Source organism: Bradyrhizobium sp. GW821-FHT13H06, from assembly GCF_058803975.1.
The window spans coordinates 104,216-120,751 of record NZ_JBXAPN010000003.1; the positions used below are offsets into that span (position 1 = coordinate 104,216).

The 16,536-nt window shown below is 64.9% G+C and carries 13 protein-coding genes; 11 read left to right on the forward strand and 2 right to left on the reverse strand.

What is annotated here, in order from left to right; genetic code table 11:
- Positions 1–21: 21 nt before the first annotated feature.
- Positions 22–489, reverse strand: coding sequence for a hypothetical protein (locus AC1RQP_RS12905; RefSeq protein WP_492937243.1), 468 nt, complete (start codon positions 487–489; stop codon positions 22–24).
- Positions 490–545: 56 nt separating this feature from the next.
- On the opposite strand from AC1RQP_RS12905, the gene AC1RQP_RS12910 reads away from it, so the two are divergent.
- Positions 546–1,781: an LLM class flavin-dependent oxidoreductase gene (locus AC1RQP_RS12910; protein WP_492937245.1), complete on the forward strand. Its 1,236-nt coding sequence runs from the start codon at positions 546–548 to the stop codon at positions 1,779–1,781.
- A 143-nt stretch (positions 1,782–1,924) separates the two neighbouring features.
- The gene (locus AC1RQP_RS12915; protein WP_239628268.1) at positions 1,925–3,301 is read left to right on the forward strand and encodes a cytochrome P450; all 1,377 of its coding nucleotides are present in this window, start codon (positions 1,925–1,927) and stop codon (positions 3,299–3,301) included.
- A gap of 134 nt (positions 3,302–3,435) precedes the next feature.
- On the opposite strand, the gene AC1RQP_RS12920 is transcribed toward AC1RQP_RS12915, so the two are convergent.
- Complete coding sequence (locus tag AC1RQP_RS12920; RefSeq protein WP_239628269.1) at positions 3,436–4,272, reverse strand: SDR family NAD(P)-dependent oxidoreductase; 837 nt, start codon at positions 4,270–4,272, stop codon at positions 3,436–3,438.
- A gap of 179 nt (positions 4,273–4,451) precedes the next feature.
- Here AC1RQP_RS12920 and AC1RQP_RS12925 point away from each other — a divergent pair, with 179 nt between their 5' ends.
- From AC1RQP_RS12925 to AC1RQP_RS12965, 9 genes are all read left to right on the forward strand, one after another.
- On the forward strand, positions 4,452–5,417 hold the full coding sequence (locus AC1RQP_RS12925) for a sensor histidine kinase (RefSeq protein WP_028176853.1): 966 nt from the start codon (positions 4,452–4,454) through the stop codon (positions 5,415–5,417).
- Between the two features lie 317 nt (positions 5,418–5,734).
- Positions 5,735–7,471 carry a putative bifunctional diguanylate cyclase/phosphodiesterase gene (locus AC1RQP_RS12930; RefSeq protein ID WP_492937247.1) on the forward strand — a complete coding sequence of 579 codons (1,737 nt, stop codon included), beginning with the start codon at positions 5,735–5,737 and terminating at the stop codon, positions 7,469–7,471.
- A 244-nt stretch (positions 7,472–7,715) separates the two neighbouring features.
- On the forward strand, positions 7,716–9,155 hold the full coding sequence (locus AC1RQP_RS12935; RefSeq protein WP_492937248.1) for a sigma-54 interaction domain-containing protein: 1,440 nt from the start codon (positions 7,716–7,718) through the stop codon (positions 9,153–9,155).
- Positions 9,156–9,398: 243 nt separating this feature from the next.
- Positions 9,399–11,423 carry an acyl CoA:acetate/3-ketoacid CoA transferase gene (locus tag AC1RQP_RS12940; RefSeq protein ID WP_492937251.1) on the forward strand — a complete coding sequence of 675 codons (2,025 nt, stop codon included), beginning with the start codon at positions 9,399–9,401 and terminating at the stop codon, positions 11,421–11,423.
- A 109-nt stretch (positions 11,424–11,532) separates the two neighbouring features.
- Entirely contained in the window at positions 11,533–12,717 is a 1,185-nt protein-coding gene (locus tag AC1RQP_RS12945; RefSeq protein ID WP_492937253.1) for a substrate-binding domain-containing protein, read from the forward strand.
- Positions 12,718–12,917: 200 nt separating this feature from the next.
- A complete protein-coding gene (locus AC1RQP_RS12950; RefSeq protein ID WP_239628275.1) occupies positions 12,918–13,694 on the forward strand; it encodes an ABC transporter ATP-binding protein in 777 nt (258 codons plus the stop codon).
- Complete coding sequence (locus AC1RQP_RS12955; protein WP_492937255.1) at positions 13,691–14,413, forward strand: ABC transporter ATP-binding protein; 723 nt, start codon at positions 13,691–13,693, stop codon at positions 14,411–14,413. The genes AC1RQP_RS12950 and AC1RQP_RS12955 overlap by 4 nt, the downstream gene beginning before the upstream one ends.
- Positions 14,410–15,420: a branched-chain amino acid ABC transporter permease gene (locus AC1RQP_RS12960; protein WP_492937256.1), complete on the forward strand. Its 1,011-nt coding sequence runs from the start codon at positions 14,410–14,412 to the stop codon at positions 15,418–15,420. The genes AC1RQP_RS12955 and AC1RQP_RS12960 overlap by 4 nt, the downstream gene beginning before the upstream one ends.
- Positions 15,417–16,502 carry a branched-chain amino acid ABC transporter permease gene (locus AC1RQP_RS12965; RefSeq protein ID WP_239628281.1) on the forward strand — a complete coding sequence of 362 codons (1,086 nt, stop codon included), beginning with the start codon at positions 15,417–15,419 and terminating at the stop codon, positions 16,500–16,502. Before AC1RQP_RS12960 ends, AC1RQP_RS12965 begins: the two co-directional genes overlap by 4 nt.
- The last annotated feature ends 34 nt before the right edge of the window (positions 16,503–16,536 follow it).

The window sequence follows — 16,536 nt, forward strand, 5'->3', positions numbered from 1 at the left end:
CAACTTCCTGGTGGGCGACGTTCAACGTCCAGTCCAACCAGATAGTTGCTGCATTGCAAAATAAAAAGACCGTGCGCTGTCAATCTCGCGAAAAGGCCCCGGATTCCTGCAGGAATCCCCACGTATTAACCGCAATGCCTCAACATCGTGCAGATGCGCGGGCATGCACGCCGGAAATGCGGCGCAAATCATGATGATGTCACAAACGGCCTGAGCGAGACGACAGATCCTGCGCGCGCTGATTGCACGGCTTGGGCGGTGGACAACACCGCGCCGCGAGGAGTCCCGCCCCTCATCGAAGATGATCATGATGAGCGCAGGCGCGAGCGACGTCGGCACATCGACATGGAACGTGACGAGCGCGAGCGCAGCAAGGCCTTCGATCGCGCAGCGCTCGATCAGCAACACGGCGCCGCGATGCCCACCTCGCCTCACCTCGCATGCCTGCATTCCGCTGCGCGGGACATCGCGCGATTGCGTTCGCGCCATCAGGCACGTAGCCTTGCCGCCTCAACAAGCAGAAAATCAAAGCCGGAGAGACCGCCATGGCGCGCCTGAAGTTCGGAGCCTTCCTTGCCCCGCATCACCCGATCGGGGAGCATCCGATGCTGCAGTTCCGGCGCGATCTGGATCTCGTCGAGCAGCTGGATGCACTCGGCTATGACGAGTTCTGGTGCGGCGAGCATCATTCTTCGGGCTGGGAGATGATCGCCTCGCCCGAGATGTTCCTGGCCGCGGCCGGCGAGCGCACCAAGCGGATCAAGCTCGGCACCGGCGTGGTGTCGCTGCCCTATCACCATCCCTTCAATGTCGCCCAGCGCATGGTGCAGCTCGACCACATGACCGGCGGCCGCGCCATCTTCGGCTCCGGCCCGGGCGCGCTCGCCTCGGACGCGCACACGCTCGGCATCGACCCGATGACGCAGCGCGACCGCCAGGACGAGGCGATCGGCGTCATCCGCCGCCTCTTCAACGGCGAGCGCGTCACCGCCAAGAGCGACTGGTTCACGATGAACGACGCCGCGCTGCAGATCCTGCCGTTGCAGGAGGAGATGCCGTTCGTGGTGGCCTCGCAGATCTCGCCCTCCGGCATGACGCTCGCCGGCAAATACGGCATCGGCATCATCTCGCTGGGCTCGATGACGACGCAGGGACTGATGTCGCTGCAGCAGCAATGGCAGTTCGCCGAGGATGCCGCCAAGAAGCACGGTACCAAGGTGAACCGTGCCGACTGGCGCGTGCTGCTGACCTTCCACATCGCCGAGACCCGTGAGCAGGCGCGCCGCGAAGCCGGCGCCGGGCTGATGCGCTGGCACAACGAATATAACGTCGGCACGTTGCAGCGGCCGGGCCTCACCGCGTTCTCCTCACCCGACGAGGCGGTCGACAAGACCGCCTTCGTCGAGGGAGCCGCGTCCACCATCGGCACGCCCGACGATCTCGTCAAAACCATCAAGAACGTGATGCAGGTCTCCGGCGGCGTCGGCGCCATCATCGGCTTCGTGCACGACTGGGCCAATCCGGAAAACACGCGGCGGAGCTGGGACATGGTGGCGCGCTACGTCGTGCCCGAGATCAACGGCTACATCGACGGCCTGCGCAAATCGCAAAAATTCGTGATCGAGAACCGCGCGATCTTCGAGCGCGCGGGACAGGCCGTGATGGCCAAGATCATGGAGAACGAAAAGGCCGCCGAGGCGCTGAAGGTCACCGGCCCCGGCCGCGTCGCCATTCCCGCCGTCAACGCCCCGGATCTGCAGAAGGAAGCCGCGAAGCGGTAGGGGCGCGTTGCGCTGTACCTGCGGCCACGATCTCAAGCAGGTGATATCGGCCCGTGCTAAGCTGATCGCATCAGCCTGGCGCGGGCCGCAATATTGCCGTCGGTCGCGCAGATTCTGTCGGTCAGCCAACCGGAGCAATCGTCATGTCGATGCAGAATGTGGCCGCCCCCGCGTTTCAGTTCACCCCGCCCAGACGCAATGAGCTGACCCACATCCCCGGCGACGAAGGCTGGCCAATCATCGGCAAGACGTTTCAGGTGCTCGCCGATCCCAAGGGCCATATCGAAGCCAACGGCGCCAAATACGGCCTGGTCTACCGTACGCATTTTTTCGGCGAGACCAATGTCGTGCTGCTCGGGCCCGAGGCCAACGAGCTCGTGCTGTTCGACCAGCAAAAGCTGTTCTCCTCGACACATGGCTGGAACAAGGTTCTGGGCCTGCTGTTTCCGCGCGGATTGATGCTGCTCGATTTCGACGAGCATCGCCTGCATCGCAAGGCGCTGTCGGTCGCGTTCAAGTCAGGGCCGATGAAGTCCTATCTCGGCGATCTCGACCGCGGCATTTCTGCGCGCGTCGCGCAATGGAAGGCAAAACCCGGCGAGATGCAGCTCTATCCGGCGATGAAGCAGCTCACGCTCGATCTTGCTGCGGCCTCGTTCCTCGGCGCCGATATCGGGCCTGAGGTCGACGAGATCAACCGCGCCTTCGTCGATATGGTCGCCGCCTCCGTCTCGCCGGTCCGCCGCCCCCTGCCCGGCACCCAGATGGCGCGAGGGGTGAAGGGACGCAAGCGCATCGTCGCCTATTTCCGGGAGCAGATTCCGCTCCGCCGCGGCAATCATGGCGGCGACGATCTGTTCTCGCAGCTCTGCCGCGCCACCCATGAGAACGGCGCGTTGCTCTCGGAGCAGGACATCATCGACCACATGAGCTTCCTGATGATGGCGGCGCACGACACGCTGACCTCGTCGCTGACGTCCTTCATCGGCGAGCTCGCCGCCAATCCGGGCTGGCAGGACAGGCTGCGCGCGGAGGTGCTCGCGCTCGGGCTTGCCCCGGGGGCGCCGAGCAGCTTCGACGATCTCGAAAAGATGCCACTGTCGGAGATGGCGTTCAAGGAAGCGCTGCGGATCAGGCCGCCCGTGCCGTCGATGCCGCGCCGCGCGATGCGCGATTTCAGCTTCAAGGGCTTTGCGATCCCCGCCGGCACGGCGGTCGGCATCAATCCGCTCTATACGCACCACATGAAGGACATCTGGCCGGAGCCGGACCGCTTCGATCCGCTGCGCTTCACCGAGGAAGCGCAGCGCAACCGCCACCGCTTCGCCTTCGTGCCGTTCGGCGGCGGCGCGCATATGTGCCTCGGTCTGCACTTCGCCTACATGCAGGCGAAATGTTTCGCGAGGCACTTTTTGCAGAACATCGAGGTGACGCTGGCGCCCGGCTACAAGCCGGACTGGCAGATGTGGCCGATCCCGAAGCCGCGGGACGGGCTGCGGGTGACGGTGAAGGCGGTTTAGCCTCTCGTGTCCCGGACGCGCGCAGCGCGAGCCGGGACCCAGAATCGAGAGTCACATTCAACCAGGAGAGATGGGCCCCGGCTCTGCGGAGCGGCACTTCGCGCCGCACCGCGTCCGGGCACGAGACCAATCCGCTACGCCTGATCGAACGCCTTGCGCAGAGCCACGTAGCCCTGCTGCTGCTGGCTCCAGTTGCGGCCGCCGGTGATGGCGCCGTCGACGACGAGGTCGTGACCGTTGACGAAGCTGGATTCGTCGCTGGCCAGGAACACCGCGGCATGGGCGATGTCGTCGGGAAGGCCGGCACGCGGGATCGGCTGCGCGGTCTTGTAGACCTCGCGCATCACCGCCGGCGTCTTCTCCGCTGCGTCGGTCGAGAGCCCCAGCGCCTTGCCGAAGATGCCCGTTGCGATCGCGCCGGGCGAGATCGAGTTGACGCGGACGTTGGATTCGCCGAGCTCCATCGCCACGCATTTGGTGAGATGGATCACCGCCGCCTTGGCCGCGCTATAGACCATCGACGACGAGAATCCGGCGAGGCGGCCGGCGATGCTGCCGTTGTTGATGATGCTGCCCGCCCCCTGCTTCTTCATATGTGGCGCGGCGTGTTTCATGCCGAGCATGACGCTGCGCACCAGCGTCGCCATCGCCGCATCGAACCGCTCGGCCTCGAGGCCCTCGATGCCGCCGGTCTGTGCCGGCCCGCCGGCATTGTTGAATAGGCAATCGATCCTGCCGAATTTCTCGACCGCGAGCGCGATCAGCGCCTGCATCTGCGCTTCGACCGTGACGTCGGTCTGGCGGAAGATGCAGTTGGCCCCGAGTTGCTTTGCCAGCGCCTCGCCTTCCGCTACGCGTCGCCCCGCGATCACAATTTTGGCACCTTCCGCAACGAAGACTTCCGCAGTGCGCAATCCGATCCCGCTCGTTGCTCCCGTAATCACCGCAACCTTGCCGTCCAGCCTGCCCATGGAATGTTCCTGTTTTCGAGTGATTTGATGCCAAATGGCGAATGTCGGCCGCCGCCGTCGCCGGAGCGGCCACTATCCCTGCCCGCATCCGACAAGGCAAGCTATGCTTGGGCGGGCGGCATGCGTAACATTTTCACGGGCCGCTCGATGTTCGAACGCATATCGCAACTGGGCTGCGCATGGGGAAGCTGATCGACGAGTTCCGCAAGGGCTGGCAGGGCGCGGCGCCGCCCTCGCTCGGTCTGAGCATCTCGTTCGCGATAGTCTGCCTGTTGGCCGCGACCCTGGTCCGCTGGGGGCTCGCTCAGGTTCGCCCCGACATCTACTTCACGCCGTACTTTCCGGCCGTGTTCTTTGCAGCTGCCCTGGGAGGATTCCGGATCGGCGTGGTCACGGCGCTGATCGGCGGCGTGCTTGGAGTCGTCCTGAACTTCGGCGATGCCTTTGCCGACCGCGCGCGCTTTGCCCTGCTGGCCCTTTACTGGGCCGTCTGCGCGATAACCATCTGGGGTGTCGAGCACTATCGCACCATGCTGGCAGAGCAGCGCCGGATCTCCAAACGCCTGATCGAGGAGGAAGAGTATCGCAAGCTGCTGGTCGAGGAGCTCCAGCACCGGCTGAAGAACAAGCTGTCGACGGTGCATGCCGTGCTGCATCAGGTGCTGCACGATCACCCGCAGGTCTGGGCCCGGGTCGATCCCCGGCTGCGCTCGCTGGCCGCAACGGACGATTTGATCTCGCGGATCGACAAGGGCGGCTGCGATATCCGCGACCTCCTGATCTCGGAGCTCGGCCCCTATGGCCATGTCCGCTTCACCCTCAATGGCGACCGATTGTTCCTGCCGCCGAAGCTCGCGGTCACGCTGTCATTGATGTTTCACGAGCTTGCCACCAATGCGGGCAAGTATGGCGCATTCTCCTCACCGCGCGGCCTGTTGCAGGTGTCCTGGACCATCAGCGACGACCGCCTGACCATCACCTGGGACGAAACCGAAGGGCCGAGCGTGGACAAGGTGTCCGAGCCCGGCTTCGGCACCAAGCTGCTGAAATCGGCATTGTCGTCCTTCGATGGCAGGACCGAGATCTCGTATCTGAAGACCGGGCTGCATTGCATCATGCAGTGCCGAATCCCGCGAAGCGAATAGAGAATGATGAACCAGCTCCGCTCGCGCATCACTTCTCCGGGGCAAAGAAAAGTGTCGACTGCAGTTCGCACCGTTCAACCAAGGCCTAAACGCAGCCGGACTCGATAGAAGCGAAAGCGCAGCCACGCCCTTCTCGCAGTTTCACTTTGCGCGTTGACCCTCTGTTAATGACGATCGTCAGCGCGCGTCGCATCGTCGCAAGTTTTCTCCAAAACACCCCCGTATTTCTCCTGGCCCCTTAACCAAACTTAAGAGGGAACTGCGCAAGATCGCGCCCATTGCAAAGGCGCGCCGAAACAACAAGATTCATGACTTGTATGAACGACAATACATATTCCGGCGCGACTGAAGCCGAGCTCAGTTTTCTCAAGGAAATCGTTAGAATGCTACCTGCCGGCCTCACCGTGCAGGACGCGCATGGCGAGCTTCTGCTGATCAACGATACCGCCGCCGCCCAGCTTGGCATGGACGGCAGCCGTCCCTCACCCGATCTGGCCCCGCGACAGGAAGCCTGCCGGCAGGCGCTGAGCGCCGGCCAGGCGGTCGTGACCGAGGAGGCGCTTCACGTCGGAGCCGCGCGCCAGGTGCTGCTCACCACGCATCGTCCCGTTCGCCTCGCCGGGCGCGAGCTCCTGATCTCGGCATCCTCCGACATCACCGAACAGAAGAATTTCGAGGACCAGCTGTTCCGCTCGGCCTATTTCGACGAGCTGACCGGATTGCCCTCGCGGCGCGTGATCGAGCACCGCGCCAACAGTCTGCTCGCGGCGGGTCATGGCGGCGAGCGTTTCGCGCTGGCCTTTCTCGACGTCGACAATTTCAAGCACATCAACGACTATTACGGCCACTCCGTGGGAGACGCGCTGCTGGTCGAGCTGTCGAAGCGGCTCGGGCGCGACCTGCGCGATTCCGACATACTGTCGCGCATCTCCGGCGACGAATTCCTGCTGCTGCTCTCCCCGATCCAGAGCCAGGAGGAAGTCGCCGAGTTCATGCAATCGACGCTGGAGCGGCTGACTGCACCGTTCTTCATCGACAATTCGGAAGTCTTCGCCTCGACCTCGGTCGGCATCAGTCTCTATCCCGACCACGGAAGCAGCTTCGAGACGCTGCGGCAGAACGCCGACATCGCGATGTACCGCATCAAGAACAACGGCAAGGGATTGGCGACCTTCTTCGACACCAGCATGGAGCGCGAGGCGCAGGCGCGGATGAAGGTCGAGCAGTCGCTGCGGCTGGCCATCCTGGAAAAGCGCTTCTGCTGCGCCTTCCAGTCCAAGGTCGACATCCGCACACAGGCGGTGAAGGGCATCGAGGCCCTGGTCCGCCTGCGCGACGACGAAGGCGTGATCCAGGCCCCCGGCTCGTTCATCAATCTTGCCGGCGAGCTCGGGCTGATCGATGAGCTGACCCATCTCGTGCTCGCCGAGATCGTCAAGTCGATCGACCTGATCAACGACACGTTCGGCGCGGATGGGACCATCAGCATCAACGTTGCCGCCAAGCAGGCCGGCAATCCCGAATTCATGCGCAGCTTCGCGCGGGCGCTGGACGACACCGGCTTTCCCCAGCGCTTCATGATGGAGGTGACGGAAGACGCCTTCGTCGCCAAGAATCATTTCCAGGCCGAGATCCTGCCGATGTTCCGCAAGCTCGGCGTCGGCATCTCCATCGACGATTTCGGCACCGGCTATTCCTCGCTCTCGGCGCTGGCCGACATCACCGCGGACGAGATCAAGATCGACCGCTCCTTCATCACCGACATCCATAAGCGCCCGCGCAGCCAGGGCATCCTGCGCGCGATCGAATCCTTGAGCGAAGCGCTCGGCATGACGGTGGTCGCCGAAGGCCTCGAATCCTACGAGGAACTCGCCTATCTCCAGGCGGCAACGAAGATCCGCTACGCGCAGGGCTACTACTTCTCGCGGCCGATCTTCCTGGAAGAGCTGAAGCTCGCAACACCCGCCTCCAGCGAGGCGCGGGTCAGCGTGGCGAGTCGCCCGATGCAGCAGAACCGCCAGGGCTATTCGCGCGCGAGCGGGTATCGGCGGTAGGGCTGCATTCCTCGCGCCCAACGAATTCCCTATTCCGTCATCCTGAGATGCGAGCGGCGCGATGCAACGCATCGCGCCGGGAGCCTCGAAGGATGCACGGCCGAGATGCAGCCGGGCCGTCGCCCTTCGAGGGCCGCTGAAGAAGCGGCCACCTCAGGGGTGACATAGATTCGCCCCGCCATTTCCCCCTTTGAAATTGCTGGCCTTTTGCTAATACACAGGCGGACTTCCGCTGGGATATGTCATGTCCGCTTCCGCCTCGATCCGCGACCCTGCCTATCTCCGCGCACGCGCGATGGAGACGCTGTTCGAACGGCTGGAAAAGCTTTGCGAGGGCGCCATCGCGATCGACCGCGGCGGGCACGTCGTCTACGTCAACGAAAAATATCTCGCCTCGCTCGGTCTCAAGCACACGAGCGAGGCGATCGGCCGGCCGATCGAGGAGGTCATCCCGAACAGCCTGATGCGGAAGGTGGCCGACACCGGCGAGCCGATCCTGCTCGACATCATGGAGCTCGGCGGCGAGCAGCTCGTCGTCACCCGCATGCCGATCGAGGACGAGAACGGGACGGTGATCGGCGCGATCGGATTCGTCCTCTATGATCATCTCGAAAGCTTGAAACCGCTGCTCGCCCGCGTCACCCAGCTCGAGAGCGATCTGCGGCTGGCGCGGCGGCAATTGTCCAACGCCCGCGCCGCGCGCTTCACCTTCGCCGATTTCGTCGGCAACACGCCGGGAATCGCGCAGGTCAAGGAGCTTGCAGGCCGTGCCGCGCGGCAGAGCGTCACCGTGCTGCTCACCGGCGAGACCGGAACGGGAAAGGAGATGCTGGCGCAGGCGATTCACAACGCCTCCGCGCGTGCGGAGAAGCCGTTCGTCAGCGTCAACGTCGCCGCGATCCCGGAAACGTTGATCGAGTCGGAGTTCTTCGGCACTGCGCCGGGCGCCTATACCGGCGCCGACCGCAGGGGGCGCGAGGGCAAATTCCGCATTGCCGACGGCGGCACGCTGTTCCTCGACGAGATCGGCGAGATGCCGCTGCAATTGCAGGCCAAGCTGTTGCGCGTGCTCCAGGAGCGCGAGATCGAGCCGCTCGGCTCGGACAAGATCTCGAAGGTGGACGTGCGCGTGATCGCCGCCACCAATGTGGACTTGCGCAAGCGCGTCAGCGACGGCGCGTTCCGGCCCGACCTTTATTACCGGCTCAACGTGCTCTCGATCGAGCTGCCGCCGCTGCGCCATTGCCTCGACGATCTCCCGGACATCTGTGCCCGGCTGCTCGACGACATCAGCGGATCGGGCGACTACGTCAAGGCGAAGATCACGCCGAGCGCGCTCGCCGCGCTGTCGCGCTATGACTGGCCGGGCAATGTCCGCGAGCTCCGCAACATCCTGGAGCGCGCGCTGATCCTCAGCGATTCCGGGCGGCTGACCGGCGAGGACGTCGCGCGCATCCTCCCGGTCGACACCGAGGTCAGGCTTGCGCCGCCCGCGCGCCCGGCCGGAGCCGTGGTGCCCTATGCCGAAGCCGAGGCGGAGTTCGAGAAGAACACGCTCGAACAGGCACTCGCGGCCAGCAACGGCCAGATCACCGAGGCCGCCAGGATGCTGCGGATCTCGCGCGCAACCTTCTACAAGAAGCTCGCCAAGTTCGGCCTCGCCACGGGACCGGCTGCCGTCTGAGTTTCGAGACTTTCCGTGTCCGGAGTCTCGGATTCCGGACACGGTGCCCGGCTACTCTTCGGCTGCAGACATGCGGAAAATGCCGCAGCTTTGGCCACTTTCAGCGAATTGACGGCCTCTGGCGCGGACCTTGCTCTCCTCTGCCTTCTCTCGTGGGGAGCAAGCTGTTCCAGGGCCGATCCCCGCGATAAGATCAACGCAAAACAATAACGGCATGCGGTCGAAGGGATCGGGAGGAACGCCGTGAGCCAGCACCCAGCTCTGCCCTACTTGCGCAATTCCGAGAAGGGCAAGGTCGTCTCGGCGACTGAGGCCGTCATGCTGATCCGCGACGGCGACACCGTGGCGACCGGCGGCTTCGTCGGCATCGGCTTTGCCGAGGAGATCGCGATCGCGCTGGAGCAGCTCTACCTGTCGCATGAGGGCGATGCGCCCTACACGCAGGGCAAGCCGCGCAATCTGACGCTGGTCTATGCGGCCGGACAAGGCGACGGCAAGCAGCGCGGTCTCAATCATTTCGCGCATGAAGGGCTGGTCCGGCGCGTGATCGGCGGGCACTGGGGCCTTGCGCCGAAACTGCAGCAGCTTGCGATCGCGAACCGGATCGAGGCCTATAACCTGCCGCAGGGCGTGATCACGCATCTGTTCCGCGACATCGCCGCGCACCGGCCCGGTCACATCACCCGCGTCGGATTGAGCACCTTCGTCGACCCCAGGCACGGCGGCGGCAAGCTGAACGCGCGCACCACCGAGGACATGGTGGAGCTGATCACGCTGCGCGGCGAGGACTGCCTGCTCTACAGAACGTTTCCGATTCAGGTCGGGATCATCCGCGCCACCACCGGCGATCCCGACGGCAACCTCACCATGGAGAAGGAGGCGCTGACGCTCGAGGCGCTCGCAATCGCCATGGCGGCGCATAATTCCGGCGGCATCGTCATCGCCCAGGTCGAGCGCGTCGCCGAGGCCGGCAGCCTCAATCCGCGCCAGGTCAAGATTCCCGGCATCCTCGTCGACTGCGTCGTCGTGGCAAGGCCGGAGAACCACTGGCAGACTTTCGGCACCCAATACAATCCGGCCTTCTCGAGCGAGATCCGGGTCCGCGCCGCCTCTCTGCCGGTGATGCCGATCAGCGAGCGCAAGATCATCGCCCGGCGCGCCGCGCTGGAGCTGAAAGCCAACAGCGTCGTCAATCTCGGCATCGGCATGCCCGAGGGAATCGCCTCGGTCGCCAATGAGGAGCGGATCATCGATCTGATCACGCTGACGGCGGAGCCGGGCGTGATCGGCGGCATCCCGGCGAGCGGCATCGATTTCGGCGCCGCGATCAACACCCAGGCCGTGATCGACCAGCCGTACCAGTTCGACTTCTACGATGGCGGCGGTCTCGATGCCGCTTTCCTCGGGCTTGCCCAGGTCGACCGCGCCGGCAACCTCAATGTCAGCAAGTTCGGGCCGAAGCTTGCCGGCGCCGGCGGCTTCATCAACATCAGCCAGAATGCCAAGGAAGTCGTCTTCGTCGGCACGTTCGGTGCGGGCAAGCAGCGCGTCGCCGTGCGCGACGGGAAACTCGTCATCCTTGACGAAGCCAAGTCGCGCAAGTTCGTGGATCGCGTCGAGCACGTCACCTTCAGCGGCCCGTTTGCGGCCGCGCGGCGGCAACGCACGCTGTACGTCACCGAGCGCTGCGTGTTCGAGCTCAGGGACGAGGGGCTCGAGCTCACCGAGGTCGCGCCCGGCATCGACATCGAGCGCGACATCCTGCGCCTGATGGATTTCAAGCCGCTGATCCCGCGCGACCCGGCGCTGATGGACGCGCGCATCTTCGGCGAGGGTCTGATGGATCTGCGCGAGCGCCTGCTCACCATCCCGCTCGACCAGCGCTTCACGCTGGACGAGCAGCAGAACCTGTTCTTCGTCAATCTGGAGCGCTACCCGCTGCGCAGCAAGGCCGAGATCGACACCATCGCGTCCCTCGTCGAGGCCCGCCTGGCGCCGCTCGGCCGCCGGGTCTACGCCATCGTCAATTATGACAATTTTTCCATCCTGCCGGAGCTGATGGACGATTATTCAGCCATGGTGCGCAGCCTCGTCGACCGCTTCTATTCCGGCGTGTCGCGCTACACCACGTCGGGCTTCCTGCGCATCAAGCTGGGTGAAGCCCTGGAGAAACGCGGGGTCGCGCCGCACATCTTCGAAAGCGCGGAGGAGGCGCAGTCGGACTGGCGCCAGGTCGAGGCCGGCGCAGCGAGGCAGGCCCAAAAATGATGCATGCCCAAGCAAAGGCCAGCCCGCTCCATCGGAAGGTTCAATTGCAATGTTCGCAAGCTTGTGCAAATCGCTGTTACCGAGAAACTTCAAATCAGGAGGGACCATCGTGCGTCGATCACTCATCATAACAACAACCATTGTCGCGCTCGCCGCGGGCGCCTCCGCCCAGGCCGACGATCTCAAGATCGCGCTGATCTACGGCAAGACCGGTCCGCTCGAGGCCTACGCCAAGCAGACCGAGACCGGCCTGAAGATGGGCTTTGAATACGCCACCAAGGGCACCATGACGCTCGACGGCCGCAAGATCGTCGTCATCACCAAGGACGACCAGGGCAAGCCGGATCTGGCCAAGGCCGCGCTCGCGGAGGCCTATCAGGACGACAAGGCCGACATCGCGATCGGCACGACCTCGTCGGCGGCGGCGCTCGCGATTCTCCCGGTCGCCGAGGAGAACAAGAAGATCCTGATCGTCGAGCCCGCGGTCGCGGACCAGATTACCGGCGAGAAGTGGAATCGCTACATCTTCCGCACCGGGCGCAACTCCTCGCAGGACGCGATCTCCAACGCGGTCGCGATCGGCAAGCAGGGTGTCACCGTGGCGACACTGGCGCAGGACTATGCGTTCGGCCGTGACGGCGTCGCCGCCTTCAAGGAGGCGCTCGCCAAGACCGGCGCCACGCTCGCCGCCGAAGAGTACGCCCCGACCTCGACCACCGACTTCACCGCGGTCGGCCAGCGCCTGTTCGACGCGCTGAAGGACAAGCCCGGCCGCAAGGTGATCTGGGTGATCTGGGCCGGTGCCGGCAATCCGCTGGCGAAGCTCCAGGACATGGATCCGAAGCGCTACGGCATCGAGCTCTCCACCGGCGGCAACATCCTGCCGGCGCTCGCCGCCTATAAGGGCCTGCCCGGCATGGAAGGCGCGACCTACTACTTCTATGACATTCCGAAGAACCCGGTGAACGACTGGCTGGTCGCCGAGCACCAGAAGCGCTTCAACGCGCCGCCGGATTTCTTCACCGCGGGCGGCTTCGCCGCTGCGATGTCCGTCGTCGCTGCCGTCACCAAGGCGAAGTCGACCGACACCGAGAAGCTGATCACGGCGATGGAAGGCCTGGAGTTCGACACGCCCAAGGGCAAGATGGTGTTCCGCAAGGAAGATCATCAGGCGCTGCAGAGCATGTATCACTTCAAGGTCAAGGTCGATCCGAACGTCGCCTGGGCCGTGCTCGAGCCGGTGCGCGAGCTGAAGATCGAGGACATGGACGTTCCCATCCGCAACAAGCGCTGAGGTTTTCTTGCTTCACCTCTCCCGCTCTTGTCCGCCGAAGCCTTGGCGAAGGCGGATGCGGGAGAGGCCGGGAGAGGGCTCTATCCTCTCAGGGGTTCTCGCTTGCGGAAACACCCTCTCCCCGGCCCTCCCCCGCAAGCGGGGGAGGGGGCGTAGCGTAGCCGCGGATACATCTCGTTTCATCGATTGCCAGATACCCAATGCCGCTCACCCTCGAAACCCGCGACCTCACCATTCGCTTCGGCGGCCACGTTGCGGTCAACAACGTCTCCTGCACGTTTCGCCCGGGCGAGCTCACCGCCATCGTCGGGCCGAACGGCGCCGGCAAGACCACCTATTTCAACCTGATCTCGGGCCAGCTCCGCGCTTCACACGGCAGCATCCTGTTCGACGGCACCGACATCACGGGGCAGTCCGCGCCGATGCGCACCCGCGCGGGCCTCGGCCGCGCCTTCCAGCTCACCAATCTGTTCCCGAACCTGTCGGTGGAAGAGAACGTCCGCCTCGCAGTGCAGGCCGCCAGCGGCACCCATTACGACATGCTGCGGCCCTGGATGGTGCGCCGCGATTTGATCGCGCGCGCCGACGCCATCCTCGACCAGGTCGCGCTCGGCAGCCGCCGCGGCGTCGCCGCGACCGCGCTGTCCCATGGCGACCAGCGCAAGCTCGAAGTCGCACTGATGATCGCGCTGGAGCCGAAAGTGTTCATGTTCGACGAGCCGACCGCCGGCATGAGCATCGACGAGGTGCCCGTCGTCCTCAACCTGATCGCGCAGCTCAAGCAGGACAGGAGCAAGATCATCCTTCTCGTCGAGCACAAGATGGACGTGGTGCGTTCGCTCGCCGACCGCATCATCGTGCTGCATAACGGCCAGCTCGTCGCCGACGGCCCGCCCGCGGAAGTGATCGCCTCGCCGATCGTGCAGGAAGCCTATCTCGGCGTCGCGCCCAAGAACGCTGCAGAGAGCGCAGCATGACCGATCTCCTGAAGCTCTCCGGCGTGCACACTCACATCGGCCGCTATCACATCCTCCAGGGCATCGATCTCGCAGTCCCGCAAGGACAGGTCACGATGCTGCTCGGCCGCAACGGCGCCGGCAAGACCACGACGCTGCGCACCATCATGGGCCTGTGGCAGGCCTCGAAGGGCGAGATCACCCTCGACGGCGAGCGCATCGAGAGCCTTGCCACGCCCGACATCGCGCGGCGCGGCGTCGGTTACGTGCCGGAGAGCATGGCGGTGTTCTCCGATCTCACGGTGAAGGAGAACCTCGTGCTCGCGGCCCGCGACGGGCCGCTCGACGATACCCAGCTCGACTGGATCTTCGGCTTCTTTCCGGCGCTGCGCCGCTTCTGGCTGTCGCGCGCGGGAAGCCTCTCGGGCGGGCAGAAGCAGATGCTGTCGATCGCGCGCGCCATCATCGAGCCGCGCAAGCTGCTGCTGGTCGACGAGCCGACCAAGGGGCTCGCGCCCGCGATCGTGATGGCGCTGATCGAGTGCCTGAAGGAGATCAAGCGCAAGGGCGCCACCATCCTGCTGGTCGAGCAGAATTTCTTCGCCGCCCGCGAGCTCGGCGACAACGTGCTGGTCATGGACAACGGCGCCATCGTCCATCGCGGCGAGATGGCGGCGCTCGCCGCCGACGTGTCGCTGCAGGAGCGGCTGCTCGGCCTGAGTCTGGAGGCGCATCAGTGAGTGACATTGCCGCAACCGATCCGCTGCCGAAGCCGAAGCGCGATCTCGCGCCGATCCTGCTGCCGGTCGCGCTCGCCCTTCTGATGATCCCGCTGATCGGCTCGACCTCTTCCTGGCTGACCTTGACCGCCGCGAGCCTCGCCATGGGCATGATGATCTTCATCATGGCCTCCGGGCTGACGCTGGTGTTCGGCCTGATGGACGTGCTCAATTTCGGCCACGGCGCCTTCATCGCCGTCGGCGCCTATGTCGCCACCCTGGTGCTGGCGCCGTTCGCGGCGTCCATTCAGGCGGATTCGCTCTGGATGAACCTCGCGGTGCTGGCGCCGGCCGCGCTGCTGTCGATGGCGGTCTCCGGCGCGCTCGGCCTGATGGTCGAGCGCGTGCTGATCCTGCCCGTCTACGGCCAGCATCTGAAGCAGATCCTGATGACGACCGGCGGCCTGATCGTCGCCGAGCAGACGCTCTATGCGCTGTGGGGGCCGCAGATCATCCCGATGCCGCTTCCGACGTCGCTGCGCGGCTCATTCATCCTCGGCGACGTCGCGATCGCCAAGTACCGCGTGCTGGCGATGCTGATCGGCCTCGCCATCTTCATCGCGATCCAGCTCGTGCTCAACCGCAGCAAGGTCGGGCTCCTGATCCGTGCCGGAGTCGAAAACCGCGAGATGGTGGAGGCGCTCGGCTATCGCATCCGCCGCCTGTTCCTCGGCGTGTTCATGACGGGATCGGCGCTGGCCGGCCTCGGCGGCGTGATGTGGGCGCTCTATCGCGAACAGGTGCACGCCTCCATGAGCGACGACCTCACGGTGCTGATTTTCATCGTGGTCATCATCGGCGGCCTGGGGTCGATCGGCGGCTGCTTCATCGGCGCGATCCTGGTCGCCATGGTCGCCAATTACGGCGGCTTCCTGGTGCCAAAGCTCGCCCTCGTGTCCAACATCCTGCTGATGGTCGCCATTCTGATGTGGCGGCCGCGCGGCCTCTATGCGGTGACCAGCCGATGATGATCCTCTCAGGCGATCCGCCGAAGAGCCGCGTGCTCACGCTCCTTCTCGTCGTCATCATCCTGGCGCTCGCGGCGACGCCGTTCCTGTTTCCGGGTGCCAAGGCGCTGAACGTCGCGGCCAAGATCTGCGTCTTCGCCGCGTTGGTCGCCTCCTACGACCTCCTGCTCGGCTATACCGGCTCGGTCTCGTTCGCCCACACCATGTTCTACGGCATCGGCAGCTACGCCATCGCGATCGCGCTGTACGGGATGGGTCCGAACTGGGCCGCGGTCGCAACCGGAATCGTGACCGGCCTGCCGCTCGCAGCCCTGCTCGCGCTGGCCATCGGGCTCTTCTCACTGCGCGTCGCGGCGATCTTCTTCGCCATGATCACGCTGGCCGTGGCGTCCGCCTTCCAGGTGCTGGCCTCGCAGCTGTCCTGGCTGACAGGAGGCGAGGACGGACGCAGCTTCCAGCTGCCGGAGCTGCTGCGCCCCGGCACCGTGCTGATCTCCAAGAGCCTGTTCGGCTTCGAGATCAACGGCCGGATCCTGACCTTCTATCTAGTGTTCGCCGTTTCGGCGCTGATGATCCTCGCTTTGCTCCGCGTCGTGAACTCGCCGTTCGGCCGCGTGCTCCAGGCGATCCGCGAGAACCGGTTTCGCGCCGAGGCACTCGGCTTCCGCACCGTATTCCACCTGACCTACGCCAACTGCCTCGCGGCGCTCGTGGCCGCCAGCGCCGGCATCCTGAACGCGCTGTGGCTGCGCTATGCCGGCCCCGATACCTCGCTGAGCTTCTCGATCATGCTGGACATCCTGCTGATGGTCGTGATCGGCGGCATGGGCACGATCTACGGCGCGCTCATCGGCGCCACCATCTTCATCCTCGCCCAGAATTATCTGCAATCGCTGATGGGCGTTGCCTCCAACGCGGCGGGCGAAGCCGGCCTGCCGCTGCTGCCGGGGCTGCTGCATCCCGATCGCTGGCTGCTGTGGCTCGGGCTGCTGTTCATCGCCAGCGTCTACTTCTTCCCGACCGGCGTGGTCGGGCGGCTGCGCAAGGCCGGCGGCGACAAGAGCGCCGGCAGCTCGCATTAAGCCGTTAGTAATGATGCAGCGCGGCGTTTGCTAC